Source organism: Stenotrophomonas pictorum JCM 9942, from assembly GCF_001431585.1.
Lineage (GTDB): Bacteria > Pseudomonadota > Gammaproteobacteria > Xanthomonadales > Xanthomonadaceae > Stenotrophomonas > Stenotrophomonas pictorum.
The window spans coordinates 24397-50217 of the sequence record NZ_LLXS01000027.1; the positions used below are offsets into that span (position 1 = coordinate 24397).

Sequence of the window (25821 nt, forward strand, 5' to 3'; positions counted from 1 at the left end):
CGTCCGCGCCTGGAACCGCCGCTCAGTCCCCGGCGAGCAGCGTGTTCCAGCCGTCCACGCCGAGCCTGTCGAGCGTGGCGATATTGCGTTCGACAATCACCTCCGGGTCGGGAAATGCGGCCACCGCCCGTTCCACGCTGTCTTCGCGCAGCAGGTGCAGGGTCGGATAGGGCGAGCGGTTGGTGTAGTTGGACACGTCATCGGCCGCCGCGCCGGCAAACTGGTAATCCGGATGGAAGCTGGCCACCTGCAGGATGCCCTGCAGATCCAGCGCCTCGACCGCCGCATCGGCGTTGTCGAGGAAATCGTTGTAGTCCAGGAAATCGGTCAGCACGTCCGGATGCACGATCAGCGTGGTGTCGATCTGCTCGGCCGGCGTGTCGCGCAACAGCACCAGCTCTTCGGCCAGCTCTTCCAGCAGCGCCTCGGGCGTGGAGGCATCGCTGAGCACGAAGCGCACCTGGTCCTTGACATAGACCGCCTTGGCGAACGGGCACAGGTTCAGGCCGATCACCGCCTTCTCCACCCAGCGGCGGGTCAGGGCGATGGGATCGATGGAGGTTTCGTTCATGGCGGCTACGCAGGCGGACGGGGGCAGGTGATTGTAGTGGCCCTGGACGCCTGCTGCGGCGGCGCCTCGCTGGACCGTGCCGGTGCGCATGACACGCCGGGCAGGGATGGGCACCCGGCGTACGGCAAGGATTTCCGCCGACCGGGCTTCGGCGATGGGGCCGGCCCCACGCCGGAACAGGCCGCAGCAGCGCATGTGCCTGCTGCAGCCGCGTGGCTCAGTCGCGGAAGTTCTCGAATTGCAGCGGCTGTTCGAAGTCGCCCTTCTTCAGCAGCGCCATCACTTCCTGCAGGTCATCGCGCTTTTTGCCATTGACGCGCAGCTTGTCGCCGTTGATCTGAGTATCGACCTTGATCTTGGACTCCTTGATCCTGGCGGCGATCTGCTTGGCCAGCTTCTGCTCGATACCCTGCTTGACCGTGACCTGCTGGCGCGCGCCGCCCAGATTGGTCTCGATGTCGCCGAATTCCATGCAGCGGAAATCGATGCTGCGGGCACCCAGGCGCTGTTTGAGGATGTCGCCCATCTGCTTGAGCTGGAAATCGGTGGGCGCGGTCAGCTTGATCAACTTCTCGTCTTCCAGCACGTACTTGGCGTCCACACCCTTGAAATCGAAGCGGGTGGACAGCTCGCGGTTGGCCTGGTCGATGGCGTTGGTCAGCTCGTGCTTGTCAACTTCGGAGACGACGTCAAAGGAAGGCATGAAGGCCTGCTCCCATCAATGAAAACGGTCTCCATTCTAGGCGATCGATGCCGGCCCGGTGGCGCGTGTCGGACCACGGTGCCTGCGGCTGATTGCACACCCCTGGGCACGCGGCCGATCGGTGGCGGTGGCGCGGCGGTCGCCCGGATGCGGGCTGAACACAGTGCACTGAATGGGGGTGCGCCGCGGTAGGCGCAGGACCGATAATCGCGCCATGCCTTCCACCAAATCCCCTGCGCACGCCATCCTCTGGATGCTGGCGGCTGTCGCCTTCTTTTCGTTGATGGATGCCGGCATGAAGATGCTGTCGGCCAGCTATCCCACCTTGCAGGTCACCATGTTGCGCGGTGCGGCGTCATTGCCGTTCGTGCTGGTGTGGGTGCTGGCCACCGCCGGGCCGCGCTCGATCATCCCGGTGCGCTGGGGCCTGCATCTGCTGCGCGGTGTGCTGGGCATGGTGATGATCGGCTGTTTCGTCTATGCGCTGCGCACGCTGCCGCTGTCCACCGCCTACACTCTCTATTTCGTCTCGCCGCTGCTGGTGGCCGCGCTGTCGGTGCCGCTGCTGGGCGAACACGTCGGGCCACGGCGCTGGGTGGCGATCGGCATCGGCCTGGTCGGCGTGCTGGTGGTGCTGCGCCCGGGGGTGGAGGGCATCATCTCGCTGCCGGGGCTGATGGTGCTGGTGGCGGCGCTGGCCTACGCCATCGCCTCGGTGACGGTGAGCCTGCTGACCCGTACCGATACGTCGCAATCCATGGTGGTGTGGTTTTTGCTGATCATGGCCGTTGGTGCCGGATTGCTGGCCTGGCCGCAGTGGCAACCGCTGCAGTGGAAGCACGCGGCGCTGATCGCCGGCATGGGCCTGGCCGGGGCGCTGGGGCAGATCGCGCTGACCCGCGCGTTCCAGCTGGGCCAGGCCTCGCTGATCGCGCCGCTGGAATACACCGGTCTGGTCTGGGTGATCGGCCTGGATCTGCTGCTGTGGGGCGTGCTGCCGGACCGCTGGACCTGGCTGGGGGGGGCGATCATCGTCGCCAGTGGCCTGTACCTGCTGCATCGGGAACGCGTGCAGCAGGCCCGGCGGACCGCGCCGATGGACCATCCCTGAGCCAGGGAGGGGCGGGGGCGGTCGCTTAGAACCAAAAGGAATAAGATTCCCGGTGTCAGCACGCGCGCCGCAGCCGTGGCGCTGCTAGGCTGCACGCCCGTTCCGTCCTCCCCCGGTTGCCCTGGCAGTGATCGAGTTCCAGAACCTGCACAAATCCTATGTGGTGGAAGGCCGCGCGATCACCGCGCTGCATCCGCTCGACCTGCAGATCCACGCCGGCGAAGTGTTCGGCATCATCGGCCACTCCGGTGCCGGCAAGTCGACCCTGATCCGCCTGATCAACCGGCTGGAGGAACCCAGTGGCGGCCGCGTGCTGATCGACGGCCAGGACGCCACCGCGCTGGACGCCGACGGCCTGCGCGCGCTGCGTCGCCGCATCGGCATGATCTTCCAGCATTTCAACCTGCTGTCGGCGCGTACCGTGGCCGCCAATGTCGCCTTTCCGCTGGAACTGGCCGGCATGCCGCGGGCCGAGATCGACGCGCGCGTGGCCGAGCTGCTGCGCACCGTCGGGCTGGAGGCGCACGCGGGCAAGTACCCGGCGCAGCTGTCCGGCGGGCAGAAGCAGCGCGTCGGCATCGCCCGCGCGCTGGCCACCCGCCCGCAGATCCTGCTGTGCGACGAGGCCACCAGCGCGCTGGACCCGCAGACCACCGCCTCGGTGCTGGCGCTGCTGGGCAAGATCAACCGCGAGCTGGGCCTGACCATCGTGCTGATCACCCACGAGATGGACGTGATCCGCCGGGTCTGCGACCGCGTGGCCGTGCTCGATGCCGGGCATCTGGTCGAACTGGGCCCGGTGACCGAGGTGTTCCTGCATCCCCAGCATCCGACCACGCGCCGGTTCGTTTCCGAATCCGAGCATGTGGATGAAGGCGAGCAGCTGCGCGATTTCGCCGCGGTGGGCGGCCGCATCATGCGCCTGACCTTCCTGGGCCAGGACACCTACGAACCCCTGCTCGGGCGCATCGCCCGCGAGACCGGGGTGGACTACAACATCCTGTCCGGGCGTATCGACCGGATCAAGGACACCCCGTACGGCCAGCTCACCGTTGCGCTGGTGGGCGGTGACGAGGACGCCGCGCAGGCCGCGTTCGTTGCCGCGGGCGTGCATGTGGAGGAGCTGCGCCGATGATCATCGCCACCGCGGACGGTTTCTTCCGCCACCTGGATGCCGGCAAATGGGCCGACATCGGCCAGGCCACGATCGACACCCTGCTGATGCTGGCCGGCTCGCTGCCGCTGACCCTGGCGATTGGTCTTCCGCTGGGCGTGCTGCTGTTCCTGACCGGCTCGCCGCAGCTGCACCGCAAGCCGGTGGTGTACGGAGTGCTGGCACTGCTGGTGAACCTGCTGCGCTCGGTGCCTTTCATCATCCTGATGATCGTGCTGATCCCGGTCACGCTTGGTCTGATGGGCACCTCGCTGGGCGTACGCGGGGCGATCCTGCCGCTGGTGGTGGGCGCCGCGCCGTTCTATGCGCGACTGGTGGAAACCGCACTGCGCGAAGTGGACCGGGGCGTGATCGAAGCCAGCCAGGCGATGGGCGCGACCACCGCGCAACTGGTGTTCAAGGTGCTGCTGCCCGAAGCGCGGCCGGGCCTGATCGCCGGCGCCACGGTCACCACCATCGCGCTGATCGGCTTCACCGCGATGGGCGGCGCGATCGGTTCCGGCGGTCTGGGCGATCTGGCCTTCCGCGACGGCTACCAGCGCTCGCACACCGACGTGGCTCTGGTCACCGTGGTGCTGCTGCTGGTGCTGGTACAGGCCCTGCAGATGCTGGGCGACCGTCTGGTCACGCACTACAGCCGCAAGTGACCGGCTGATCCATCGACAATGGCGTCGCCGCCACCTGCTAGGGTGGGGCGCTCGCCGTTTCCGTTTTTCCAGGAACCCATCCCCCATGAAAAAGCTGCTTGTCCTTCCGCTGATCACCGCCGTTCTGGCCCTGGCCGCCTGCGGCAAGCCCGCCGCCGATGATTCCAGGCTGGTGGTCGCTGCCACCGCCGTGCCGCACGCCGAGATCCTGCAGGTGGTCAAGCCGATCCTGGAAAAGCAGGGCGTCACGCTGGACGTGCGCGTGTTCAACGATTACGTGCAGCCCAACGACCAGCTGGTGCAGAAACAGGTCGATGCCAACTACTTCCAGACAGAGCCCTACCTGGACGCCTACAACCGGGACCGCAAGACCGATCTGGTCACCGTCACCGGCGTGCATATCGAGCCGTTCGGCGCCTATTCGCGCCGCGTCACCTCGCTGGACGCGCTGCCCAACGGGGCCGATGTGGTCATTCCCAATGACCCTAGCAACAACAGCCGCGCGCTGATCCTGCTGGACACCGCCGGCGTCATCAAACTCAAGGATCCAAACAACGCGCTGTCCACCCAGCGCGATATCGTCGCCAACCCCAGGCAGCTCAAGTTCCGCGAGCTGGATTCGGCGATGCTGCCGCGCGTGCTCGACCAGGTCGATCTGGCCCTGATCAACACCAACTACGCACTCGATGCCGGGTTGAATCCGACCAAGGATGCACTGGCCATCGAGAGCAGCGATTCGCCGTACGTGAATTTCCTGGTCGCCCGTCCGGACAACAAGGACGATGCCCGTGTGCAGAAGCTGGCCCGGGCCTTGAACAGTCCGGAAGTGAAGGCTTTCATCGAGCAGAAGTACAAAGGCGCGGTGCTGCCGGCGTTCTGAGCCGGCGTTGCATTTCCCTGGATGTTGCGGGGCACGTGCGGGGATTGCCGTGCTCCACCCGCGGTAACCGCATCGATCACGGGTGCGCTTTGAGGGGAGTTTCCGTCCATACCATTGCTGATCGCGTTGCCCCTGGGCGTACTGGTGTTCGTGGCGATCGTGTTGTTGCTGCTGCCGCTGTCGCTGTGGCAGCGTGTTCGCAGCGGTGGCGCCCGCCGGCAGGCATGGCCGTGGCTGGTCACGCTCAACTTCTGGGCCACGCTGGCCTCCACGCTCGGGTTCGCGCTGTTTGCCACGATCGCCAGCGCATGGTGGCCCGCCGCGTGGCTGTACGCCGTTATCGGCTGGCTGGCCGGGGTGCTGCTCGGTGTGCTGGGTCATGCGCTGACCCGCTTTGAAAGCGGCCCGCAGGCACTGTTCTATACCCCCAGTACCTGGCTGGTGGCACTGTTAACGTTGATGATCGCAGTGTGGCTGGTGGCCGGGCTGGTGCAGGGCTGGCAGGCCTCGGTCAATGGCGTGCCCTGGCCGGCGTCCGGCTGGCTCAGTCATGCCGGACTGCTGGCGATGGCAGCGGTGCTGCTGGGCTACGCCTTGATGTATGCCGCGCTGCTGCGGCGCAAGGTGCGCCATCACCTGCGTTACCGGGGATTTGACCGCAGTCCGCGCTGAGCGCCCGCCCGGTGGCGGTCCGCCAGCGGCATCGCTAGGCTGGCGCCACGTTACACGGAGATCGTCGATGGGCCTGCTGCATCTGCTGGGGCGCCGGATGGCGCACTTTCTCGCGCAACCGCGGCGTCACCAGACCCGGCCTTCGACCAGTGATCCGGCGCTGCTGGCGCGGACCCTGCAGCGCGGCGATGTGTTGCTGGTGGAGGGCAACAGCCGCTTCGCCACGGCGATCAAGTTCCTGACCCAGTCCACCTGGTCGCATGCGGCGCTGTACATCGGCGAGGAGCCGCTGGTCGAGGGCGCGCGTCCGCAGCCGATGCTGATCGATGTGGACGTGGAGCAGGGCGTGCGCCGCATTCCACTCGGCGAGTTCGCCCGCCAGCACACCCGGATCTGTCGCCCGCACGGACTGGCGCCGGCGGTGGTGGACCAGCTGGTCGGCTTCCTGCGTGCGCGGCTGGGCTACAGCTACGACCTGAAGAACGTGTTCGATCTGGCCCGCTACCTGATCCGCCAGCCGCCGGTGCCTGCACACCTGCGGCGGCGGCTGATCGCGCTGGGCAGCGGCGAGCCGACCAAGGCGATCTGTTCGACCCTGCTGGCACAGGCGTTCGAGTCGATCCGCTATCCGATCCTGCCCGAAATCGAGTCGGTACTGGGCTGCGCCGGTGGCCATGAACAGCGCCAGGAGATCCTGCACATCCGCAACTACAGCCTGTACACGCCACGCGATTTCGACGTGTCACCGTTCTTCGAGGTGGTCAAGCCGCGGCTGCAGGCCGGCTTCGACTACCGCGCGCTGCAGTGGAGTGATGAAGCCCGGCCCCGCCCGGGCGGCGGAGTGCCGATACACGAAGGCACGGACCGCGAACGGCCCGTGCCTTTCTCAACCGCTATCGATGGCGATCAGAAACGGGCGCCGAGGCCGATGCCGATGGTCCACGGGTCCAGCTTCAGCTCGCCGGCATTCTGGCCGGCCACGCGCAGATCCGGGCGGGCATGCATGTAGCGGGCGTCGGCGCGCGCGAACCAGGTCGAATTGATGTTCATGTCCACGCCCACGGTGCCGATCGCGCCCTTGGCGGTTTCGATGCCGACGTGGTTGCCGGTGCCGCTCAGGCCATCGATCTTCTCGTTGCTGAAGTTCGATTCGTAGTAGCCCAGGCCGGCGAACGGCCGGAATGTGTTGTCGGCCGCGCCGAAGTGCTACTGCGCGCTCAGCGCCAGTGGCTGCTGCTCCACGCTGCCGACCTTGCCCAGACCGTCGGCGCGGACGCGATGATTGAACTTGTCGGCCGCGCCCCACAGCTCGATGGCGAAGTTGTCATTGAAGTAGTAGCTGGCGCTCAGGGTCGGGGCCGGGCCGCCATCGACCTTGTCGATGCCATCGGCCGGATCGGTCTTCGGCTGCAGCAGGCTGATGCCGCCAACCACGGCGAAATGTTTGCCGGAAGCGGTGTCGCCGGTCGCGTCCTGCGCGAATGCGGGGGCCGACAGCGCCAGTGCGCCGAAGGTGGCAAGGCTGAGCATCTTGATGGAACGCATAGCGGACTCCTCGTACTTTCTGGTTCGGGATTGCGGTGTTGCCAGGCCCCTTTCTGCGGGGCCGGTAGAACCCTAGCCATGGCAAGATGAATCCCTTCGTACGCGACATCCGGCGTCCGCATCGATGTTCATGAAACCCAGCGCAAACCCCATGCAAACCGTGCCTTCCCGCCGAGCGTCATTCACGATGTTGTGGTGCATGTGATGGCACCCACCGTGTTGCAGGGCCTGCCCGCGCAGGTGTACGGGCAGTGCCGGGTGCTGGTGCTGGGCTCGATGCCCGGCGCGGCGTCGTTGCAGCAGGCGCGCTACTACGCCCATCCGCGCAACCGCTTCTGGCCGCTGATGGCAGCGCTGTGCGACTTCGATGCCTCGCTGGCCTATGCCCGGCGCATGCAGTGTCTGCAGCGCGCCGGCGTGGGGGTGTGGGACGTGATCGGCCAATGCCAGCGTGCCGGCAGCCTGGACGCGGCCATCGTGCGCGGCAGCGAAGTGGTCAACCCGCTGCCGGCACTGCTGTCGCAACTTCCGCAGCTGCAGGCCATCGCCTGCAATGGCGCGGCGGCCCATGCCGCGTTCGTGCGCTGGGTGCAGCCGGCTTTACCGCCTTTGGCGGTTGGACTGCCGGTGTTGGCGTTGCCGTCCACCAGTCCGGCCAACGCGGCGTGGTCCCTGCCGCGTCTGCTGCAGCGCTGGCAGCAGCTGCAACCCTGGTTGATTGCCCCGGCGCGCCCTGCAAACCCAGCCCCCGCGGGCATGACCGGGCAGGACAGCTGAGACAGCCGGCAAGCCACGGACGGGGCAACGCATCGGACACGCCCGGCGTCGCCATTGACATGGCGTGCAGCTGTCCGGGGACATACGCATGCGAATTCAGTTACGGCGGTTGGCGCTACGCCCCGCTGACGCCACAATAGGAGATTCCCTCACTGTTGCTGGAGTAGTTTCATGGCCGAAATCAAGGAAGCACTTGTCCCCGATATCGGTGACTACAGCGACATTCCGGTGATCGAAGTGCTGGTCGCCGTGGGCGACACCGTCAAGAAGGACCAGGGCCTGGTCACGCTGGAATCGGACAAGGCGACGATGGAAGTGCCTTCGTCGGTGGCCGGCGTGGTCAAGGAAATCAAGGTCAAGGTCGGTGACAACCTGTCCGAAGGCAAGGTCGTGGCGCTGATCGAAGTGGCCGAAGAGGTTGCCAAGCCCGCCGCTGCCGCCGCCGCGGCCGCTCCGGCCAAGGTCGAAGCCGCCGCCGAAACCGGCACCAAGGTCGAGCCGGTGGCCGTGGCCCCGGTGGCCGACAAGCTGGCCCAGCGCGAGATCGCGCAGGAAGCCGCGCTGCCGGCGAGCAAGCCGGCCAGCCCGCCGGTGCAGTTCAACGCCGAAGGCGTGCTGCCGTCCAAGGTGCCCTATGCCAGCCCGGCGGTACGCGTGTTCGCCCGTGAACTGGGCGTGGACCTGAACCAGCTCAGCGGCACCGAGAAGGGCGGGCGCATCACCAAGGGCGATGTGCAGAAGTTCGTCAAGGGTGTCCTCGGTGGCGGTGTCGCCGCCACGGGCGCCGCTCCGGCCGCGGCCGGCGGCGGTCTGAACCTGCTGCCGTGGCCGAAGGTGGACTTCAGCAAGTTCGGCGAGACCGAAGTGCAGCCGCTGTCGCGCATCAAGAAGATCTCCGGCGCCAACCTGGCCCGCAACTGGGCGATGATCCCGCACGTCACCCAGTTCGACCAGGCCGACATCACCGACCTGGAAGCCCTGCGCGTGGCACTGAACAAGGAGAACGAGAAGGCCGGCATCAAGCTGACCATGCTCGCGTTCCTGATCAAGGCCAGCGCCGCGGCCCTGAAGAAGTTCCCCGAGTTCAACGCCTCGCTCGATGCCAGTGGCGAGAACCTGACCCTGAAGAAGTATTTCCACATCGGTTTCGCCGCCGACACGCCGAACGGCCTGGTCGTGCCGGTGATCCGCGACGTGGACAAGAAGGGCGTGGTGCAGATCGCCCAGGAAACCGGCGAGCTGGCCAAGAAGGCGCGCGACGGCAAGCTGGGCCCGGCCGACATGAGCGGCGGCTGCTTCTCGATCAGCTCGCTGGGCGGTATCGGTGGCACCGCATTCACCCCGATCGTGAATGCGCCGGAAGTGGCCATCCTCGGCGTCTCCAAGTCCTCGATCCAGCCGGTCTGGAACGGCAAGGAATTCGCGCCGAAGCTGCTGCTGCCGCTGTCGCTGAGCTACGATCACCGGGTGATCGATGGCGCCCTGGCCGCACGCTTCACCACGTACCTCTCGCAGGTGCTGGCCGACATGCGCCGCGTGTTGCTGTGAAGCCAGTCGCGTCCGCACGCCTGCTGCTGGCGACGCTGCTGGCGCTGACCACCGCCCCGGTGCTGGCGGCAAGCCAGTGCGCGGCAGTGGTGGGTGAAGGCTGGCCGCCGGCGGTGGCCAACTACGGTGATGCCGCGGCGCAGCTGCTCGGCGGCGTGACCGAAGAAGGCTTGTCGCTGTTGTCGTTGCCTGCACGCGGCCCCGAGTCGCAGGTGCAGTTGCGGCGCGAGCCCGGCAGCGGGCAATGGGTCGTGGTGGCGGGGCTGGCGGACAAGCGGATCTACAGCTGGAACAGTGGCAGCAGCCGTGCCGGCGTGAATCTGCGTCTGGATCAGCAGCCCGAGCTCGCCCAGGCGCCGGTGCCCGATGCGTTGGCGCAACGCCTGCTGCAGGTGTGGGCGGCGGCACTGGCCTCCAGTGAGGTGGCGCCGCGCGCGCCGGTGACCGATGGCGAGGTGGTGTCCTTCACCCTCAATGGCGCGCGCTACAGCGGGCTGCGGCCCGGCTGCGGCCGGCTTGAAGCGTTGCTGGACCAGGCCGCGCTGCTGGTGGAGCTGGCGCACAGCAAAGACAAAAAACACGAGAAGCGCTACGCCGACATCGAACGCGCGCTCGACAAGATGCATGACCGGTTCAGCGGCGACGCCGGCTGAGCCCACAGGAGAAGACAATGGCGACGATTGAAATCAAGGTTCCGGACATTGGCGATTACGACAATGTGCCGGTGATCGAAATCCTGGTCGCCGTGGGCGACACGGTGAAGAAGGACCAGGGCCTGGTCACGCTGGAATCGGACAAGGCGACGCTGGAAGTGCCGTCCTCGGCTGCCGGCGTGGTCAAGGAGATCAAGGTCAAGCTCGACGACAGGCTGTCGCAGGGCGACGTGGTGGTGCTTCTGGAGGCCGAAGGCGAGGGCGCAGCCCCGGCCGCGGCGTCCACCCCGGCGGCTGCACCGGCACCGGCGGCACAGCCTGCCGCTGCCACCGCTCCGGCCGCCGTCAGTGCGCCGGTTGCCGCCGCTGCGCCGGCCGCCTCCGGGCCGATCGAGGTCAAGGTGCCGGACATCGGTGATTACCAGAACGTGCCGGTGATCGAGATCCTGGTCGCCGTGGGCGACACGGTGAAGAAGGACCAGGGCCTGGTCACGCTGGAATCGGACAAGGCGACGCTGGAAGTGCCGTCCTCGGTCGATGGCGTGGTCAAGGAGATCAAGGTCAAGCTGGACGACAAGCTGTCGGTCGGCGACGTGGTGGTAGTGCTGGAAGGCGCTGCCGGCACCGCCCCGGCAGCGGCGAAGGCCGCCCCGGGCAGCAAGCCGCCGGTGACCCCCTCGCACCGCGCCCCGGACCCGGCGGTGGCCGCCCGCGTGCTGCCGATGCCCTCCAGCGGTCGCAAGGCCGACGTGGAATGCAAGATGGTGGTGCTCGGCGCCGGTCCCGGCGGCTACACCGCCGCGTTCCGTTCGGCCGATCTGGGCGTGGATACCGTGCTGGTCGAGCGCTATGCCAGCCTTGGCGGCGTCTGCCTCAATGTCGGCTGTATTCCTTCCAAGGCCTTGCTGCACGCGGCCGAGATCATCGATCACGCCGCGCACGCCAATGAACTGGGCATCGAATACGGCGCGCCGAAGATCAGTCTTGACAAGCTGCGTGCCTACAAGGAAAAGGTTGTCGGTCAGCTGACCAAGGGCCTGGCTGGCATGGCCAAGCAGCGCAAGGTGCGCACCGTGCAGGGCGTGGCCAGGTTCATCTCGGCCAACGAGCTGGAAATCACCGGCGAGGACGGCAAGACCCAGCTGCTGCGCTTCGAGCAGTGCATCATCGCCGCCGGTTCGCAGGCGGTGAAGCTGCCGAACTTCCCGTGGGACGACAAGCGCGTGATGGACTCCACCGACGCGCTGGAACTGGCCGAAGTGCCGGGTTCGCTGCTGGTCGTCGGCGGCGGCATCATCGGTCTGGAAATGGCCACCGTGTACAGCGCCCTGGGGGCCAAGGTGACCGTGGTCGAGTTCATGGACCAGTTGATGCCGGGCGCCGACAAGGACCTGGTCAAGCCGCTGGCCGACCGTCTGAAGAAGCAGGGCATCGAGGTCCACCTTAAGACCAAGGCCTCGGGTGTGACCGCCGACAAGAAGGGCATCACCGTGACCTTCGAGGCGGCCACCGAAGGCGAGAAGCCGGCGATGGAAAGCGGCACGTTTGATCGCGTGCTGGTCGCGGTCGGCCGTTCGGCCAACGGCAAGAAGATCGATGCCGACAAGGCGGGCGTCGAAGTCACCGACCGCGGCTTCATTCCGGTCGACCGGCAGATGCGCACCAACGTGCCGCACATCTTCGCCATCGGCGACATCGTCGGTAACCCGATGCTGGCGCACAAGGCCACGCACGAGGGCAAGCTGGCTGCGGAAGTGGCTTTCGGCGAGAAGAAAGAGTGGGTGGCGCGGGTGATTCCGTCGGTGGCCTATACCAACCCGGAAATCGCCTGGGTCGGCGTCACCGAGACCGAGGCCAAGGCCAAGGGCCTGAAGGTGGGTGTGGCCAAGTTCCCGTGGGCGGCCAGCGGTCGTGCCATTGGTACCGGCCGTACCGAAGGCTTCACCAAGCTGATCTTCGACGAGGAAACCCATCGTGTGATCGGTGGTGCCATCGTCGGCATGCATGCCGGCGAGTTGCTGGCCGAAATCGGCCTGGCCATCGAGATGGGTGCCGAGGCCGAGGACATCGGCCACACCATCCACGCCCATCCGACCCTGAGCGAGTCGGTGGCGATGGCCGCGGAGATCTACGACGGCACCATCACCGATCTGTATATCCCGAAGAAGAAGTGATGCAGACGAAGAGCCCGGCAAACGCCGGGCTTTTTCTTTGTGCCAGCCGGGTCGAATTCAGGAGCAAGAAACGCATGAAGCGGTGGTTGCTGGTGGGAATCGTGCTGATGAGTACGCCTGTTCTGGCGGAGACGGATCCGTTGCTGGGGTGTCCGGGGGCCCGGAAATGGAGCGAGCGCAACGAGGCCGCTGCAAAGGCCGCTGCTCTCGCCGCGGTGCCGCCCACTGATCCGGAACGGCGTCGCTTGCTGCGGGATATGGCCGAGCGGGACCGGGAGGTGCGAGAGCGGGCGTTCGGCGACGGGCGCAAGCCGACGCAGGGGCTACTGGATCAGGCTGCCGCGGTGGATAGGCACAACAGCGCGGTGCTGCGTTCCTGGCTGGACGCGGGCCAGTTGCCGACAGACGCCGCAGTAGGGGCCGATGGAATGTCTGCGGTGTGGTTGCTCGCCCAGCATGCAGATGCCGATCCTGTTCTGCAGGCGAAGCTGCTCGAGCACTACGGAGCGGTACCGGACTTCGGCGGCATCGAGGGGCGACGCTACGCGATGCTGGTGGACCGTGTGTTGCGCGCGCAAGGAAAGCCGCAGCGCTATGGTTCGCAGTTCACCCAGGCTGACGCCGATAGTCCGATTGAAATGGCGCCGGTGGAGAATCCGCAACGCCTTGATGAATTGCGTGCAGAAGTCGGATTGATGCCGATAGATGACTGCCGTTGTGTGATGAACAACCTCCGCATGCGTTGAGCGAGGCAGGTCGCTTGGCGCAACAGAAAGTGGGCTTCTTCTCGAAGCTTTCCTCTTCTTTTTCAAGTCGAGGGGCGGGCCTGCTGCATTCGGGAAGAGCAGGGCAGGATGCGTACGCTGCGATGGAATCCCGGCGCCGTGGCGCATCCGCCGCCCGGCATGGGGGGTGTCGCACTGCGCGGCGTCTGGATTGCGGTGCCGGCATCACCAGGCGCGCTGCCGTCTCCTGTCCAAGTTCGTTGCCGGGCATGGCTCGCTATTGCGGTGAACTCCTCCGCCGGGCACGGCGTGGGTGCGCGCACTCCCTTGGCCGTGGACAAAGGGAGGGCCGGCAGGGGCGGTCGGGCTTTGCCGATAACGCCCCTGCCGGGCACAGCGCGGCACTAGTGCAGATCCTGCGGGGTCGATATCAGAACGACAGGCTCACGCCTGCCAGCGGGCCCTTGAACTCCTGCTTCAGGCCGATCACGCCGTCGCTGCCACGCTTGTCGGCATCGAGCTTGAACCAGTCGTAGCCGGCGAAGATGCCGAAATTCGGATTGAAGTTGTACTGCACGATGGCGTTGGCGCGACTGAGGTCGCCCTTGTAATCGTCGAAGCTGCCCCAGCGCGTATTGAGGTACTGGCCTTGCAGGTTGATCAGCCAGTGCTCCGAGGGCGTGAACGTCAGGCGCGCGCCGACCACCGGTGCGATGCCATCGGCTTTCTCGTTGAGGAAGCGGCCCTGGTAGAGGTCTCCCAGGTCGGCATGGGCATCGGCACTGACCTCGGCGTACTCGGCGCCCAGCTGCAGGCCCAGGTCGAACTGCTCGCTGTCCACCACCGAGTAATCGTAGACCAGGGTCGCAACCTGGTACTTCAGCTCGCCCTTGACGAAGCTGCCGGCCGGCACTGTCGTGTCACCGTAGCTGATGCCTTCGTCCAGCGTCTGGCGGCGCTTCTTGTCGTACTTGAAGTAGTCGAAGATCAGGCGCTGGCGGTCGCTGATGCGGAACAGGCCGTCCACGCGCGGTTCCCATTCCTTGCCGCCCATGCCGAAATCCTCGGAAAGGTTGATCGGCTGGCCGCCGATCACGGTGCTGCCGCGGAGGGTGTTGTCGGTGTCGATGTTCATCGCGCCAAGGCGCAGTGTGAAGCGGGGGTCCTGCTCAGCCGCTTGCGCCAGCGGCAGGTGGAACAGGGTCATTGCCAAGGCGCACGGCGCGATCGCTGCCAGCGGGGAGAATTTGCGCATCGTGATTGCTTTCCTGTGTTGCGTGAAAGCAATTGACTATCCCCGATCGCACGTGGCTTGCGGGTGAGCGCGAGGTGCACGCGATGTGTATGCACGCAAAGTGCGGTGAGGTGGCGCCGTCGAGGGCGTGCGGCGCCACCTCACCCGGTCCGTCGCCCACATCGACGAGGTAATGCGCGACGGACTGCCGGTGTGACCTGGCGCGAATCGCGAAGTTCCCGGCATCGCAGTGCAGCATTCCCGCCCCGTGGGTCACCCCGATCGGGATGTTCCAATGAAAATTCCTGAAATTGCGGCAACTTGCATAGTCATAAGGGTGTCCTGTGGCGGTTGTCTCGCAAAATGTCCCACTGCTATACTTTCACGGCTCGACGAGACGTCTTCGCGCGGCTCGGCTCTTCCTTACCATCTAGCAGGACACTTTGACGTGCTGAACTCCGTTGATGCGGGTCGGCGACTGATGTTGCGCGCTGCGGCCTATCCGCTGGCCGCAGTGGTGGTCCTGGCTCTGGCCTTCCTCTTCATGGGGCCAAAGTACGCGCTCGGCGCCCTGGTCTCGGGTGCGGCGGTGGTGGGCGGGTCGGCGCTGGCTGCGTGGGTGGGGCTCGGTGGCGGCGTTCAGGCCGCCGGTTCAGCAATGGTCCGCCTGTTCGTGGGGTTCGTGCTGAAGCTTGTGCTGATTGTTGCGGTGCTGGGAATGGCTTTTTTCTGGTGGCAACTTCCTCCTTTGGCACTGCTGGCGGCAATTCCAGTGGCGCTGATGTTCCAGGTTCTGGCTCTGGCCAGACGTTGATCGAATTCATAAAGGTTCCGGACACATGGCGGGCGAGGCTCTAACACCTACCTCCTACATCCAGCATCACCTGCAGAATCTGACCGCTCCGGTCGGTGAAGGCGGTGGTTTCTGGACGATCCACGTCGATACCATCGTCACCGCGGTCCTGATGGGCCTGGTGATGGTGTTCGCGTTCTGGATGGCGACCCGCAAGGCCACGGCCGGTGTGCCGGGCAAGTGGCAGGCCTTCGTGGAAATCTGCCTGGAGTTCGTTGACCGCCAGGCCAAGGACACCTACCACGGCAAGAGCAAGCTGGTGACGCCGATCGCGATCACCATCTTCTTCTGGATCCTGTTGATGAACCTCATCAAGATGATCCCGGCCGATTTCATCGCCATCCCGCTGTCGTGGGCTGGCGTGCACTACTGGAAGCCGGTGCCGACCGCCGACGTCAATGCCACCCTGGGCATGTCGATCAGCGTGTTCTTCCTGATGATCTTCTTCTCGCTCAAGTCCAAGGGGCTGCTCGGGTTCATCAAGGAATTCCTGACCGCGCCGTTCGGCAAGTGGATGATGCCGTTCAACCTGATCCTCAACATCGTCGAGTGGCTGAGCAAGCCGATTTCTCTGGCGATGCGACTGTTCGGCAACATGTTCGGCGGGGAAATCGTATTCCTGCTGATCTGGGTGCTGGGTGGTGCCGGTGTGTTCGGTGCCATTGCTGGCGGCACGTTCGGCCTCGGCTGGATGCTGTTCCACCTGCTGGTGATTCCGCTGCAGGCTTTCATCTTCATGATGTTGTCCATCGTGTACCTGAGCCTGTCGGAAGACAGTCACTGAGTTACAAGCTTCAACCAGTTCCAACCTTCATCCGCTTCACTACCCTTAGCTACTTAAGTTCCCGGAGAAAACCATGTACTTCGCCGTCCTGACCAATCTCGCCCAAGTTCAGAGCTCCACCGCCCTTGCCGTCGGCATCATGATCGGCCTCGCCGCGCTGGGCGCCGGTCTGGGTCTGGCCATCATGGCCGGTAAGTTCCTGGAATCGGCCGCCCGTCAGCCGGAACTGATCCCGGTCCTGCAGGTCCGCATGTTCATCACCGCCGGCCTGATCGACGCCGCGTTCATCATCTCGGTCGCCGTCGGCCTGCTGCTGGCCTTCGCCAACCCGCTGGCCGCGACGCTGCTGGCCGAAGCCGCCAAGCTGGCGGGCTGATCCAGCTGCAGTGAGATGGCCGGTTGCCTTTGGGCAACCGGCTTCGGATGAAGGTTCGGTTGCGTCGCCGTGGCGGCGCAACCACCCCCGACACCAGCGACTGAGCGAACCCATGAATATCAATTTCACCCTCATTGCACAGGCCCTGGCCTTTGCCGCGCTGATCTGGATCATCGCGACCAAGATCTGGCCGCCGTTGATGAAGGCTATCGAGGAGCGTCAGCAGAAGATCGCTGAAGGTCTCGCCGCTGCCGACCGCAGCCAGAAAGATCTGGCCCAGGCGCAGGAAAAGGTCAACGAGGCGTTGAAGGACGCACGTGGCAAGGCCAACGAGATCATCGATCAGGCCCATCTGCGCGCCAATCAGATCGTTGAAGCCGCCAAGAACGAAGCCGTCGCTGAAGCCAACCGCCAGAAAGAACTGGCCCAGGCTGAAATCGATGCGGCCGCTAACCGTGCCCGCGAAGATCTGCGCAAGCAGGTGTCCGCGCTGGCCGTGACCGGCGCCGAAAAGCTGCTCAAGCGCGAAATCGATGCCAACGCCCACAAGGCGCTGCTCGACGAGCTGGCTGCGGAGATCTGAGATGAGCCAGGCCCTCACGCTTGCCCGCCCGTACGCCCGCGCCGCATTCGCGATTGCGCGTGAGGAAGGCAAGTTCGCGCCGTGGTCGGACGCGCTTGCGTTCTCCGCCCGCGTTGCCGCCGATCCGCGCGTGTCGGCCCTGCTGTCCAATCCGCAGCTGAGCCGCGGTGACGCCGTGGCGTTGCTGACTCCGGAAACGGCAGGCGAAAGCTACGGCCGCTTTCTGAACCTGCTGGCCGAATCGCGCCGTCTGCAGCAGCTGCCGGAAATCTCCGGGCTGTTCGAGCAGCTGCGCGCCGAAGCCGAGCATGTGGTCAAGGCCACGGTCACCTCGGCGGCCGAACTTGCTGATGACGAGCTGGAAAAGATCAAGGCTGCGCTGCGCAAGCGCTTCGGCCGCGAAGTCGAAGTCTCGACCGCGGTGGATGCGTCGCTGATCGGCGGCGCCGTGATCGACGCCGGTGATGTGGTGATCGATGGCTCGCTCAAGGGCAAGCTGTCGCGCCTGCAGACCGCGCTCGCACACTGAATTCAATTTAACGTCCGGCTTGATTGCCGGCACTAGGACTTGACGATGGCTACCACGCTCAACCCCTCCGAAATCAGCGAACTGATCAAGAACCGCATCGAGAAGGTCGCCCTGTCCGCGGAATCGCGCAACGAAGGCACCGTCACCTCGGTGTCCGACGGCATCGTGCGCATCTACGGTCTGGCCGACGTGATGCAGGGCGAAATGATCGAACTGCCGAACAACACCTACGCATTGGCGCTGAACCTGGAACGCGATTCGGTCGGCGCCGTGGTGCTGGGTGACTACGAGCACCTGCGCGAAGGCGATGTGGCCAAGACCACCGGCCGCATCCTGGAAGTGCCGGTCGGCCCGGAAATGCTGGGCCGCGTGGTCAACGCGCTGGGCGAGCCGATCGACGGCAAGGGCCCGCTGGGCACCTCGCTGACCGCGCCGGTGGAGCGCGTGGCGCCGGGCGTGATCTGGCGCAAGTCGGTCGACCAGCCGGTGCAGACCGGTTACAAGTCGGTCGACTCGATGATCCCGATCGGCCGTGGCCAGCGTGAGCTGGTCATCGGTGACCGTCAGACCGGCAAGACCGCGCTGGCCATCGATGCGGTGATCAACCAGAAGGGCACCGGCATCAAGTGCGTGTACGTGGCGATCGGCCAGAAGGCCTCGACCGTTGCCAACATCGTGCGCAAGCTGGAAGAGAACGGCGCGCTGGCCCACACCGTGGTCGTCGCCGCCACCGCTTCCGAGTCGGCCGCGATGCAGTACATCAGCGCCTACTCCGGCTGCACCATGGGCGAGTACTTCATGGACCGCGGCCAGGACGCGCTGATCGTGTACGACGATCTGTCCAAGCAGGCCGTGGCCTACCGCCAGATCTCGCTGCTGCTCAAGCGCCCGCCGGGCCGTGAAGCCTATCCGGGTGACGTGTTCTACCTGCACTCCCGCCTGCTGGAACGTGCGGCCCGCGTCTCGGAAGAGTACGTGGAGAAGTTCACCAACGGTGAAGTGAAGGGCAAGACCGGCTCGCTGACCGCGCTGCCGATCATCGAGACCCAGGCCGGCGACGTGTCCGCGTTCGTGCCGACCAACGTGATCTCGATCACCGACGGCCAGATCTTCCTGGAAACCGACCTGTTCAACGCCGGTATCCGCCCGGCCGTGAACGCCGGTATCTCGGTGTCGCGCGTCGGTGGTGCGGCCCAGACCAAGATCATCAAGAAGCTGTCCGGCGGCATCCGTATCTCGCTGGCCCAGTACCGCGAGCTGGCCGCGTTCGCGCAGTTCGCCTCGGATCTGGACGAAGCCACCCGCAAGCAGCTGGAGCGCGGCCAGCGCGTGACCGAGCTGATGAAGCAGAAGCAGTACGCGCCGATGTCGATCGCCGACCAGGCCCTGTCGATCTACGCCGTCAACGAGGGTTTCCTCGACGACGTGCCGGTCAACAAGGTGCTGGCGTTCGAAGCCGGCCTGCACGCGCACTTTGCCAACACGGCCGGTGAGCTGATCGCCAAGATCAACGACTCCGGTGCATGGAACGACGAGATCGAAGCCGCTTTCAAGAAGGGCATCTCCGAGTTCAAGACCACTGGCAGCTGGTAATCGCCCAGGCGATGACCGGCAGGGGGTGGCCGCACGGCCACCTCCCAACCAAGTAAGCAGAGCGAGCGAGAAATGGCAGGCGGACGCGAAATCAAAACCAAGATCAAGAGCGTGCAGAACACCCGCAAGGTGACGCGCGCGCTCGAAATGGTCTCGGCCTCCAAGATCCGCAAGGCGCAGGAGCGGATGAAGACCTCGCGTCCGTACGCGCAGGCGATGAAGCAGGTGATCGGCCACCTGGCCCAGGCCAGCACCGATTTCCAGCATCCGTTCCTGGTGGAGCGTGATCAGGTCAAGCGTGTCGGCTACATCGTGATCTCTTCCGATCGCGGCCTGGCTGGCGGCCTGAACAACAACCTGTTCCGCAAGACTGTGGCGGAAATGCGTGACTGGCAGGACAAGGGTGCCGAGATCGACGTGGTGACCATCGGCCAGAAGGCCGGTGTGTTCTTCCGCCGCGTCAACGTCAACATGGCCGCCTCGGTGGCCAATATCGGCGACCAGCCCAAGCTGGAAACGCTGATCGGCGTGATCAAGGTCATGCTCGACGCCTTCACCGAGGGCAAGGTCGATCGCGTGTACCTAGTCTACAACCGCTTCATCAACACGATGACGCAGAAGGCCACGTTCGACCAGCTGCTGCCGTTGCCTGCCGCCGAGACCCAGGTGGCCGCGCATGATTGGGATTACCTGTACGAACCCGATGCCGCGACCGTGCTCGAGCACGTGATCACGCGTTACATCGAGTCGCTGGTGTACCAGGCGGTGCTGGAAAATGTGGCGTCCGAGCACGCGGCACGCATGGTGGCGATGAAGGCGGCAAGCGACAACGCGAACAAGCTGATCGGAACCCTGCAGCTGGTCTACAACAAGGCCCGCCAGGCAGCGATCACCCAGGAAATTTCCGAAATCGTCGGCGGCGCAGCAGCGGTCTGACCGCGCGCAGTCAAAGCACACATTTAGAGGATGCAGCAATGAGTCAGGGCAAGATCGTTCAGATCATCGGCGCCGTCGTCGACGTCGAATTCCCGCGTAGCGACGTGCCGAAGGTGTACGACGCACTGAAGGTCGACAACACCGAAATCACGCTGGAAGTGCAGCAGCAGCTCGGCGACGGCGTGGTCCGTTGCATCGCGCTGGGCTCCACCGACGGCCTGAAGCGCAACCTGGTCGCCACCAACACCGGCCGCGCCATCTCGGTGCCGGTCGGCGCCGGCACCCTGGGCCGCATCATGGACGTGCTGGGTCGCCCGATCGACGAAGCCGGTCCGGTCGATGCTTCGGACACCTGGGAAATCCATCGCGCGGCACCGTCGTACGAGGACCAGTCCTCGGCCACCGAGCTGCTGGAAACCGGCATCAAGGTCATCGACCTAATGTGCCCGTTCGCCAAGGGCGGCAAGGTCGGCCTGTTCGGCGGCGCCGGCGTCGGCAAGACCGTCAACATGATGGAGCTGATCAACAACATCGCCAAGGCGCACAGCGGTCTGTCCGTGTTCGCCGGCGTGGGTGAGCGTACCCGAGAGGGCAACGACTTCTACCACGAGATGAAGGACTCCAACGTCCTGGACAAGGTGGCGATGGTGTACGGCCAGATGAACGAGCCGCCGGGCAACCGTCTGCGCGTGGCCCTGACCGGCCTGACCATGGCCGAGTACTTCCGCGACGAGAAGGACGCCAACGGCAAGGGCAAGGACGTGCTGCTGTTCGTGGACAACATCTACCGCTACACCCTGGCCGGTACCGAAGTGTCGGCGCTGCTGGGCCGTATGCCGTCGGCGGTGGGTTACCAGCCGACCCTGGCCGAGGAAATGGGCGTCCTGCAGGAACGCATCACCTCGACCAAGACCGGTTCGATCACCTCGATCCAGGCCGTGTACGTGCCCGCGGACGACCTGACCGACCCCTCGCCGGCCACCACCTTCGCCCACTTGGACGCCACCGTGGTGCTGTCGCGTAACATCGCCTCGCTGGGTATCTACCCGGCAGTCGATCCGCTGGACTCGACCTCGCGCCAGCTCGACCCGCAGGTCATCGGCACCGAGCACTACGAAACCGCCCGCGGCGTGCAGGCCACCCTGCAGAAGTACAAGGAACTGAAGGACATCATCGCCATCCTGGGTATGGATGAGCTGTCCGAGGAAGACAAGCAGGCCGTGTCGCGCGCCCGCAAGATCGAGCGCTTCTTCAGCCAGCCGTTCCACGTGGCCGAAGTGTTCACCGGTTCGCCGGGCAAGTACGTGTCGCTGAAGGACACCATCCGCGGCTTCAAGGCCATTCTGGATGGCGAATACGACCACCTGCCGGAGCAGGCGTTCTACATGGTCGGCGGTATCGAAGAAGCGGTCGAGAAGGCCAAGAAGATGGCCGAAAAGGCCTAAGTCCTGCGTAGGGCGGAGTTCGCTCCGCCCTTTGCAACCTGTGGTGGGCGCTGCCCACCCAACCAGGCGAAGAGAGTTCCATGAGCACCATTCGTTGCGACATCGTCAGTGCCGAACAGCAGATTTTCAGTGGCGAAGCGACCCTGGTCGTGGCGACCGGTGAGCTGGGCGAGCTGGGCATCGCGCCCAAGCACGCGCCGCTGATCACCCGTCTGAAGCCGGGCAAGGTCGTGGTCACCACCGCTGCCGGCGAGCAGCTGGATTTCGCCATTTCCGGCGGCATCCTGGAAGTGCAGCCGCAGGTCGTGACCGTGCTGGCCGATACCGCCATTCGCGCCACCGACATCGACGAGGCGGCGGTGCGCAAGGCCAAGGAAGAAGCCGAGCGTGTGCTGGCCAACCGTGGCGAAGCCATGGAGCTGGCCGAAGCGCAGCAGCGCCTGGCCGAGGTCACCGCGCAGCTGCAGGCGCTGGAGCGTCTGCGCCGCAACCTCAAGCACTGAGGTTCGCGGACAACGCATCGAAAACGCCGGCCCTGTGCCGGCGTTTTCGTTTTCTGCGGCGCAGGGACCGGACTGGTATGGCTGCATGCGCCCGCATGGTCACGGCCAAGTCCACGCGCCACTACGGATGGTGCGTTCTGTGGCTGTGGTTGCGGGTGCCGGCGGGACGGTATCGGCGCTGCAGGGTGTGACATGTACAGGCGCGGCCGGGCGGCACTCAGCGATACACCAGATGCCGGAGCAGGAAGAAGGTCACCACGGCCAGCCCGCCTTCCACCAGCGGTTTGGCCAGCCACGCCATCTGCAGACCCAGCTGCTGCGCGGTGTAGCTGACCAGCACGGTGCTGATCACGGTCATTGCCAGCCACAGCACCAGAAAGCGCGCGAAACGCTTCCAACCGTGGCGTTGCTGCCCGTGCCGGGAGAAGGTGTAGCGGCCGTTGAGCCAGAACCCCATCAAGGCGCCACTGACCCTGCCGAGCAGATTGCCGGGCGCCGCAGGAAGTCCCAGCGAAGTTGCGGCAACGAACACCCCCCAGTCCAGCAACAGCTGCAATAGCCCGATAGCGATGTACTGGCTGCTTTGACGGAACAGACTCATCAGCGGTGCGTTTTCCCTTTTGCCTGTAATGCTAACCAGCGCAGGCTTAGAATCCGAGCATCTTTCAAGGAAGTTGTCCGCATGACCCAGCCGCTGCACGTCATCATCCTCGCCGCCGGTGCCGGCAAGCGTATGAAGTCGGTTCTGCCCAAGGTGCTGCAGCCCATTGCCGGGCGACCGATGCTGGCACACGTGATCGACACCGCGCGGCAGTTGCAGCCGGCCGGCATCCATGTGGTCTATGGCCATGGCGGTGAGGCGGTACGTGCGGCGTTTGCCGACCAGGATGACCTGATCTGGTCCGAGCAGCGCCAGCAGCTGGGCACCGGCCATGCGGTGCGGCAGGCGATGCCGGAGGTTCCCGACACCGCGCAAGTGCTGGTGCTGTACGGCGATGTGCCGTTGATGCGCGCCGATACCCTCAGGGCGCTGCTGGGCGGCGCGCCGCGACTGGCGGTGCTGGTGGCCGAACTGGAGGATCCCACCGGTTACGGCCGCATCGTGCGCGATGCCGAAGGCAAGGTCGCGGCCATCGTCGAGCAGAAGGATGCCGACCACGAGCAGCAGCGGATTTCGACGGTCAACACCGGCATCATCACCGCCGAATCCACCGCGTTGCGGCGATGGCTGGGCGCGCTGTCCAACGCCAACGCGCAAGGCGAGTACTACCTGACCGACGTGTTCGCCTTCGCCGCAGCCGAGTACACCGCCGCGGAGATGGTGCGGGTGGCCGATGCCCAGGAAGCGGAGGGGGCAAACGATCCCTGGCAGCTGGCGCAGCTGGAGCGGGCATGGCAGCTGCGCGCGGCCAAGGCGCTGTGCGCGCAGGGCGCACGGCTGCTGGACCCGGCGCGCGTTGAGCAGCGCGGCACGGTGACCGTGGGCCGCGATGTGCAGATCGATGTGAACGTGGTGCTGGAAGGCGAGGTCGAGCTCGGCGATGGCGTCAGCATCGGTCCGTTCGTGCGTCTGAAGGACGTCAGACTCGGCGCCGGCACCGAGGTGCGGGCGCATTGCGATCTGGAAGGTGTGGTCGCCGACGGCGCCGCGCAGATCGGCCCGTTCGCGCGTCTGCGTCCTGGCACGGTACTGGCCGAGGGCGTGCACGTGGGCAACTTCGTCGAGACCAAGAAGGCGACCCTGGGCAAAGGCAGCAAGGCCAACCATCTGACCTATCTGGGCGATGCGGTGATCGGCAGCGGCACCAACATCGGCGCCGGCACCATCACCTGCAACTACGACGGGGTGAACAAGTTCCAGACCATCATCGGCGACCGGGTGTTTGTCGGTTCCAACAGTTCGCTGGTGGCACCGCTGACGCTGGAGGAGGGGGCGACCATTGCCGCCGGCTCGGTGGTCACCCGCACCGCACCCGCCGGCAAGCTGACCGTGGCGCGCTCACGGCAGCAGACCATCGACGGTTGGGTACGACCGGTCAAAAAGGGCTGAGCCGACAGACACAGGGCGCGAGCGTATCGCGCCCTGTGTCTGCGGGACGACGGCGTATCCGCGCGTTGTGAATGCACCGCACGGGCGGGCGCAAGGCCATCTGCCGCAGCGCCTGCCGGCTTCTGAAGACGTCGCCGGGCTGTCGGCGGGTTCAATCGTGCGGCAGCAGAATCGCCACGCACAGACCGCCGTCCTTGCGGTTCTGCAGCGCGATGCGGCCGCCATGGGCTTCGATGATCTCGCGGGTCAGCGCCAGGCCCAGCCCGGTGCCGTTGCGTTTGGTGGAATAGAACGGCATCAGGGCGTTCTGCAGCACCGCCTCGTTCATGCCGCTGCCCCGGTCCAGCACCTCGATACGCAGCCAGTTCGGCAACCGCGCCACGCGCAGTTCCACCGAATCGGCGGCCGCGTCCGCCCCGGCTTCGTGCGCGTTCTTGAGCAGGTTGAGCAGCGCCTGGGAAAACTGCGCCTGATCGATGCGGCTGCTCAGCTCGTCCGGCGGCGGGGTCATGCGGAAGCTGATCTGCTGCTGCAGGCCCTGCAGGAACGGTTTCCAGACCACCGTCTGCAGCTGCGGTTGCGGCAGCTTGGCAAAACGCGCGTAGCCGCGGATGAAGCCTTCCAGGTGTCGGGCACGCTCCTCGACCGTGGCGAAGATGTCCTCCAGCCGTTCGGTCTTGCCACGCCGGACCAGTTCGGCACCGGAGTGGGCCAGCGAGGCGATCGGCGCCAGCGAATTGTTGAGTTCATGGCTGATCACCCGGATCACCTTCTTCCAGGTCTGTACTTCCTGGCGGCGCAGCTCGGCGGTCAACAGGCGCAGCAGCAGCAGTTCGTGCGGACGGCCGTTGAGATGGAAGCTGCGGCGCGACAGGTGATAGATCTGCTCGTCGTCCTCGTCGCCGTCCATCGCATCGGGCTCGCGGACCGCGAACAGGCTGTCCCCGCCCCGGGCGATGGCGTTGCGCAGTTCGATGGGCATGCTTTCCAGCAGCTCATGCATGCGCTTGCCTTCGAGCTTCCAGCCACCGTGCAGCAGCTTGCGCGCGGCGGTGTTGGAGAAGGTCACCCGCTGCACACCATCGCCGCCGTTGGTGAGCAGCAGCATTGCCACCGGCGTGTTCTGCACCATGGTGTCCAGCAGCAGCTCGCGCTGCGCCAGCGCCTGGCGCTGCTCACGCAACACCTCGCCCAGTTCGCCATGGGCGCGGACCAGCTGCGCCAGTTCGTCGTTGCCGCGCCAGTGCACGCTGAAGTTGAATTCACCGTCGCGGTAACTGCTGGTGGTACCGGCCAGGGCGCGCAGCAGCGAGCGGACCGGCGCGGTGGCGCGGCGCAGCGCCCACCACATCAGTGCCATCAGCAGCAGCGCAGAGACCAGCGCCACCACCCAGCCGCGGTCCAGCCAGTACGCCAGCAGCCATGGGAACGCCGCCGCCAGCGCCAGCACCGGCAGCAGCCGCAGGAACAGCTTGAAGGTGAAGGAGCGTGATTTCAGCATCGCCGGCTCATTCGCGCGGAATGCCGTGCCGGTCCATGCGCCGGTACAGCGCCTGCCGGCTCAGCCCGAGCTCGGCGGCGGCCTGGGCGATGACGCCGTGGGCCCGCTGCAGCGCGGTGACGATACGGGTGCGGTCGGGTTCCTCGGCGTTCTGCAGGGCGGGCCGGGCGGGACGCGGCAGGTTCAGGTCGGCCGCCTCGATGCGCGCGCCCTGTGCCAGCAGGCTGGCGCGCTGGATCACGTTGCGCAGCTCG

27 protein-coding genes and 1 pseudogene are annotated in these 25821 nt (G+C 65.7%); 21 read left to right on the forward strand and 7 right to left on the reverse strand.

All coding sequences use genetic code 11. The annotated features are described in order from the left end of the window. Positions 1–22: 22 nt before the first annotated feature. Positions 23–571 (reverse strand): DUF1415 domain-containing protein, encoded by a 549-nt coding sequence (locus ARC78_RS09795; protein WP_054660304.1) that lies wholly within the window; start codon positions 569–571, stop codon positions 23–25. 217 nt (positions 572–788) lie between these two features. After that, positions 789–1274, reverse strand: coding sequence for a YajQ family cyclic di-GMP-binding protein (locus tag ARC78_RS09800; RefSeq protein WP_054660300.1), 486 nt, complete (start codon positions 1272–1274; stop codon positions 789–791). Positions 1275–1488: 214 nt separating this feature from the next. On the opposite strand from ARC78_RS09800, the gene ARC78_RS09805 reads away from it, so the two are divergent. From ARC78_RS09805 to ARC78_RS09830, 6 genes are all read left to right on the forward strand, one after another. Further along, positions 1489–2385 carry a DMT family transporter gene (locus ARC78_RS09805; RefSeq protein WP_054660302.1) on the forward strand — a complete coding sequence of 299 codons (897 nt, stop codon included), beginning with the start codon at positions 1489–1491 and terminating at the stop codon, positions 2383–2385. A 127-nt stretch (positions 2386–2512) separates the two neighbouring features. After that, positions 2513–3520, forward strand: coding sequence for a methionine ABC transporter ATP-binding protein (locus tag ARC78_RS09810; RefSeq protein WP_057506208.1), 1008 nt, complete (start codon positions 2513–2515; stop codon positions 3518–3520). After that, positions 3517–4206 (forward strand): methionine ABC transporter permease, encoded by a 690-nt coding sequence (locus ARC78_RS09815; protein ID WP_054659427.1) that lies wholly within the window; start codon positions 3517–3519, stop codon positions 4204–4206. The genes ARC78_RS09810 and ARC78_RS09815 overlap by 4 nt, the downstream gene beginning before the upstream one ends. Before the next feature lie 85 nt (positions 4207–4291). Further along, positions 4292–5086 (forward strand): MetQ/NlpA family ABC transporter substrate-binding protein, encoded by a 795-nt coding sequence (locus ARC78_RS09820; RefSeq protein WP_054659429.1) that lies wholly within the window; start codon positions 4292–4294, stop codon positions 5084–5086. A 114-nt stretch (positions 5087–5200) separates the two neighbouring features. Beyond that, positions 5201–5758: a CcdC protein domain-containing protein gene (locus ARC78_RS09825; protein WP_241772718.1), complete on the forward strand. Its 558-nt coding sequence runs from the start codon at positions 5201–5203 to the stop codon at positions 5756–5758. 67 nt (positions 5759–5825) lie between these two features. Further along, complete coding sequence (locus ARC78_RS09830) at positions 5826–6767, forward strand: YiiX/YebB-like N1pC/P60 family cysteine hydrolase (RefSeq protein WP_083468498.1); 942 nt, start codon at positions 5826–5828, stop codon at positions 6765–6767. Here the strand turns inward: ARC78_RS09830 and ARC78_RS09835 are convergent. Then, positions 6665–7303: pseudogene (locus ARC78_RS09835) on the reverse strand (OmpW/AlkL family protein). The gene ARC78_RS09830 and the pseudogene ARC78_RS09835 sit on opposite strands and share 103 nt — an antisense overlap. A gap of 204 nt (positions 7304–7507) precedes the next feature. Between ARC78_RS09835 and ARC78_RS09840 the strand changes: the two are divergent. The 5 genes from ARC78_RS09840 to ARC78_RS09860 all read left to right on the forward strand — a co-directional run bounded on the left by ARC78_RS09840 (position 7508) and on the right by ARC78_RS09860 (position 13201). Then, entirely contained in the window at positions 7508–8080 is a 573-nt protein-coding gene (locus ARC78_RS09840; RefSeq protein ID WP_054659433.1) for a DNA-deoxyinosine glycosylase, read from the forward strand. A gap of 171 nt (positions 8081–8251) precedes the next feature. Then, a complete protein-coding gene (gene aceF, locus ARC78_RS09845; RefSeq protein WP_096144945.1) occupies positions 8252–9628 on the forward strand; it encodes a dihydrolipoyllysine-residue acetyltransferase in 1377 nt (458 codons plus the stop codon). Then, complete coding sequence (locus ARC78_RS09850) at positions 9625–10281, forward strand: hypothetical protein (protein WP_057506210.1); 657 nt, start codon at positions 9625–9627, stop codon at positions 10279–10281. The genes aceF and ARC78_RS09850 overlap by 4 nt, the downstream gene beginning before the upstream one ends. Positions 10282–10298: 17 nt before the next feature. Then, complete coding sequence (lpdA, locus tag ARC78_RS09855) at positions 10299–12455, forward strand: dihydrolipoyl dehydrogenase (protein WP_096144946.1); 2157 nt, start codon at positions 10299–10301, stop codon at positions 12453–12455. Beyond that, entirely contained in the window at positions 12455–13201 is a 747-nt protein-coding gene (locus tag ARC78_RS09860; protein ID WP_057506211.1) for a DUF6624 domain-containing protein, read from the forward strand. Before lpdA ends, ARC78_RS09860 begins: the two co-directional genes overlap by 1 nt. A 409-nt stretch (positions 13202–13610) precedes the next feature. Here the strand turns inward: ARC78_RS09860 and ARC78_RS09865 are convergent, their stop codons facing one another. Further along, positions 13611–14387 (reverse strand): hypothetical protein, encoded by a 777-nt coding sequence (locus ARC78_RS09865; RefSeq protein ID WP_425478347.1) that lies wholly within the window; start codon positions 14385–14387, stop codon positions 13611–13613. Between the two features lie 475 nt (positions 14388–14862). On the opposite strand from ARC78_RS09865, the gene ARC78_RS09870 reads away from it, so the two are divergent. The 9 genes from ARC78_RS09870 to ARC78_RS09910 all read left to right on the forward strand — a co-directional run bounded on the left by ARC78_RS09870 (position 14863) and on the right by ARC78_RS09910 (position 22016). Continuing rightward, positions 14863–15228 (forward strand): hypothetical protein, encoded by a 366-nt coding sequence (locus tag ARC78_RS09870; RefSeq protein WP_199398907.1) that lies wholly within the window; start codon positions 14863–14865, stop codon positions 15226–15228. 25 nt (positions 15229–15253) lie between these two features. After that, entirely contained in the window at positions 15254–16051 is a 798-nt protein-coding gene (atpB, locus tag ARC78_RS09875; RefSeq protein WP_054660223.1) for a F0F1 ATP synthase subunit A, read from the forward strand. Between the two features lie 73 nt (positions 16052–16124). Beyond that, entirely contained in the window at positions 16125–16427 is a 303-nt protein-coding gene (gene atpE, locus ARC78_RS09880; protein ID WP_054660225.1) for a F0F1 ATP synthase subunit C, read from the forward strand. Positions 16428–16539: 112 nt separating this feature from the next. Further along, positions 16540–17010 (forward strand): F0F1 ATP synthase subunit B, encoded by a 471-nt coding sequence (locus ARC78_RS09885; RefSeq protein ID WP_054660227.1) that lies wholly within the window; start codon positions 16540–16542, stop codon positions 17008–17010. A gap of 1 nt (position 17011) precedes the next feature. Next, on the forward strand, positions 17012–17539 hold the full coding sequence (locus ARC78_RS09890) for a F0F1 ATP synthase subunit delta (protein ID WP_054660229.1): 528 nt from the start codon (positions 17012–17014) through the stop codon (positions 17537–17539). A 45-nt stretch (positions 17540–17584) separates the two neighbouring features. Beyond that, complete coding sequence (atpA, locus tag ARC78_RS09895) at positions 17585–19132, forward strand: F0F1 ATP synthase subunit alpha (RefSeq protein ID WP_057506213.1); 1548 nt, start codon at positions 17585–17587, stop codon at positions 19130–19132. Between the two features lie 72 nt (positions 19133–19204). Further along, positions 19205–20068 (forward strand): F0F1 ATP synthase subunit gamma, encoded by an 864-nt coding sequence (gene atpG / locus ARC78_RS09900; RefSeq protein ID WP_054659456.1) that lies wholly within the window; start codon positions 19205–19207, stop codon positions 20066–20068. A 38-nt stretch (positions 20069–20106) separates the two neighbouring features. Continuing rightward, the gene (gene atpD, locus ARC78_RS09905) at positions 20107–21513 is read left to right on the forward strand and encodes a F0F1 ATP synthase subunit beta (protein WP_054659458.1); all 1407 of its coding nucleotides are present in this window, start codon (positions 20107–20109) and stop codon (positions 21511–21513) included. An 80-nt stretch (positions 21514–21593) separates the two neighbouring features. Continuing rightward, positions 21594–22016: a F0F1 ATP synthase subunit epsilon gene (locus ARC78_RS09910; RefSeq protein ID WP_054659460.1), complete on the forward strand. Its 423-nt coding sequence runs from the start codon at positions 21594–21596 to the stop codon at positions 22014–22016. A 217-nt stretch (positions 22017–22233) separates the two neighbouring features. On the opposite strand, the gene ARC78_RS09915 is transcribed toward ARC78_RS09910, so the two are convergent. Then, the gene (locus tag ARC78_RS09915) at positions 22234–22617 is read right to left on the reverse strand and encodes a GtrA family protein (RefSeq protein WP_054659462.1); all 384 of its coding nucleotides are present in this window, start codon (positions 22615–22617) and stop codon (positions 22234–22236) included. An 81-nt stretch (positions 22618–22698) separates the two neighbouring features. Between ARC78_RS09915 and glmU the strand changes: the two genes are divergently transcribed. Next, positions 22699–24066 carry a bifunctional UDP-N-acetylglucosamine diphosphorylase/glucosamine-1-phosphate N-acetyltransferase GlmU gene (gene glmU, locus ARC78_RS09920; RefSeq protein ID WP_057506214.1) on the forward strand — a complete coding sequence of 456 codons (1368 nt, stop codon included), beginning with the start codon at positions 22699–22701 and terminating at the stop codon, positions 24064–24066. Positions 24067–24217: 151 nt separating this feature from the next. Here the strand turns inward: glmU and ARC78_RS09925 are convergent, their stop codons facing one another. Both ARC78_RS09925 and ARC78_RS09930 read right to left on the reverse strand, forming a co-directional pair. Next, positions 24218–25564, reverse strand: a complete 1347-nt coding sequence (locus ARC78_RS09925) for a sensor histidine kinase (RefSeq protein ID WP_057506218.1) — start codon at positions 25562–25564, stop codon at positions 24218–24220. Positions 25565–25574: 10 nt separating this feature from the next. Then, positions 25575–25821: helix-turn-helix domain-containing protein (locus ARC78_RS09930; protein WP_275043992.1), on the reverse strand; the 247-nt coding region annotated here is incomplete at its 5' end.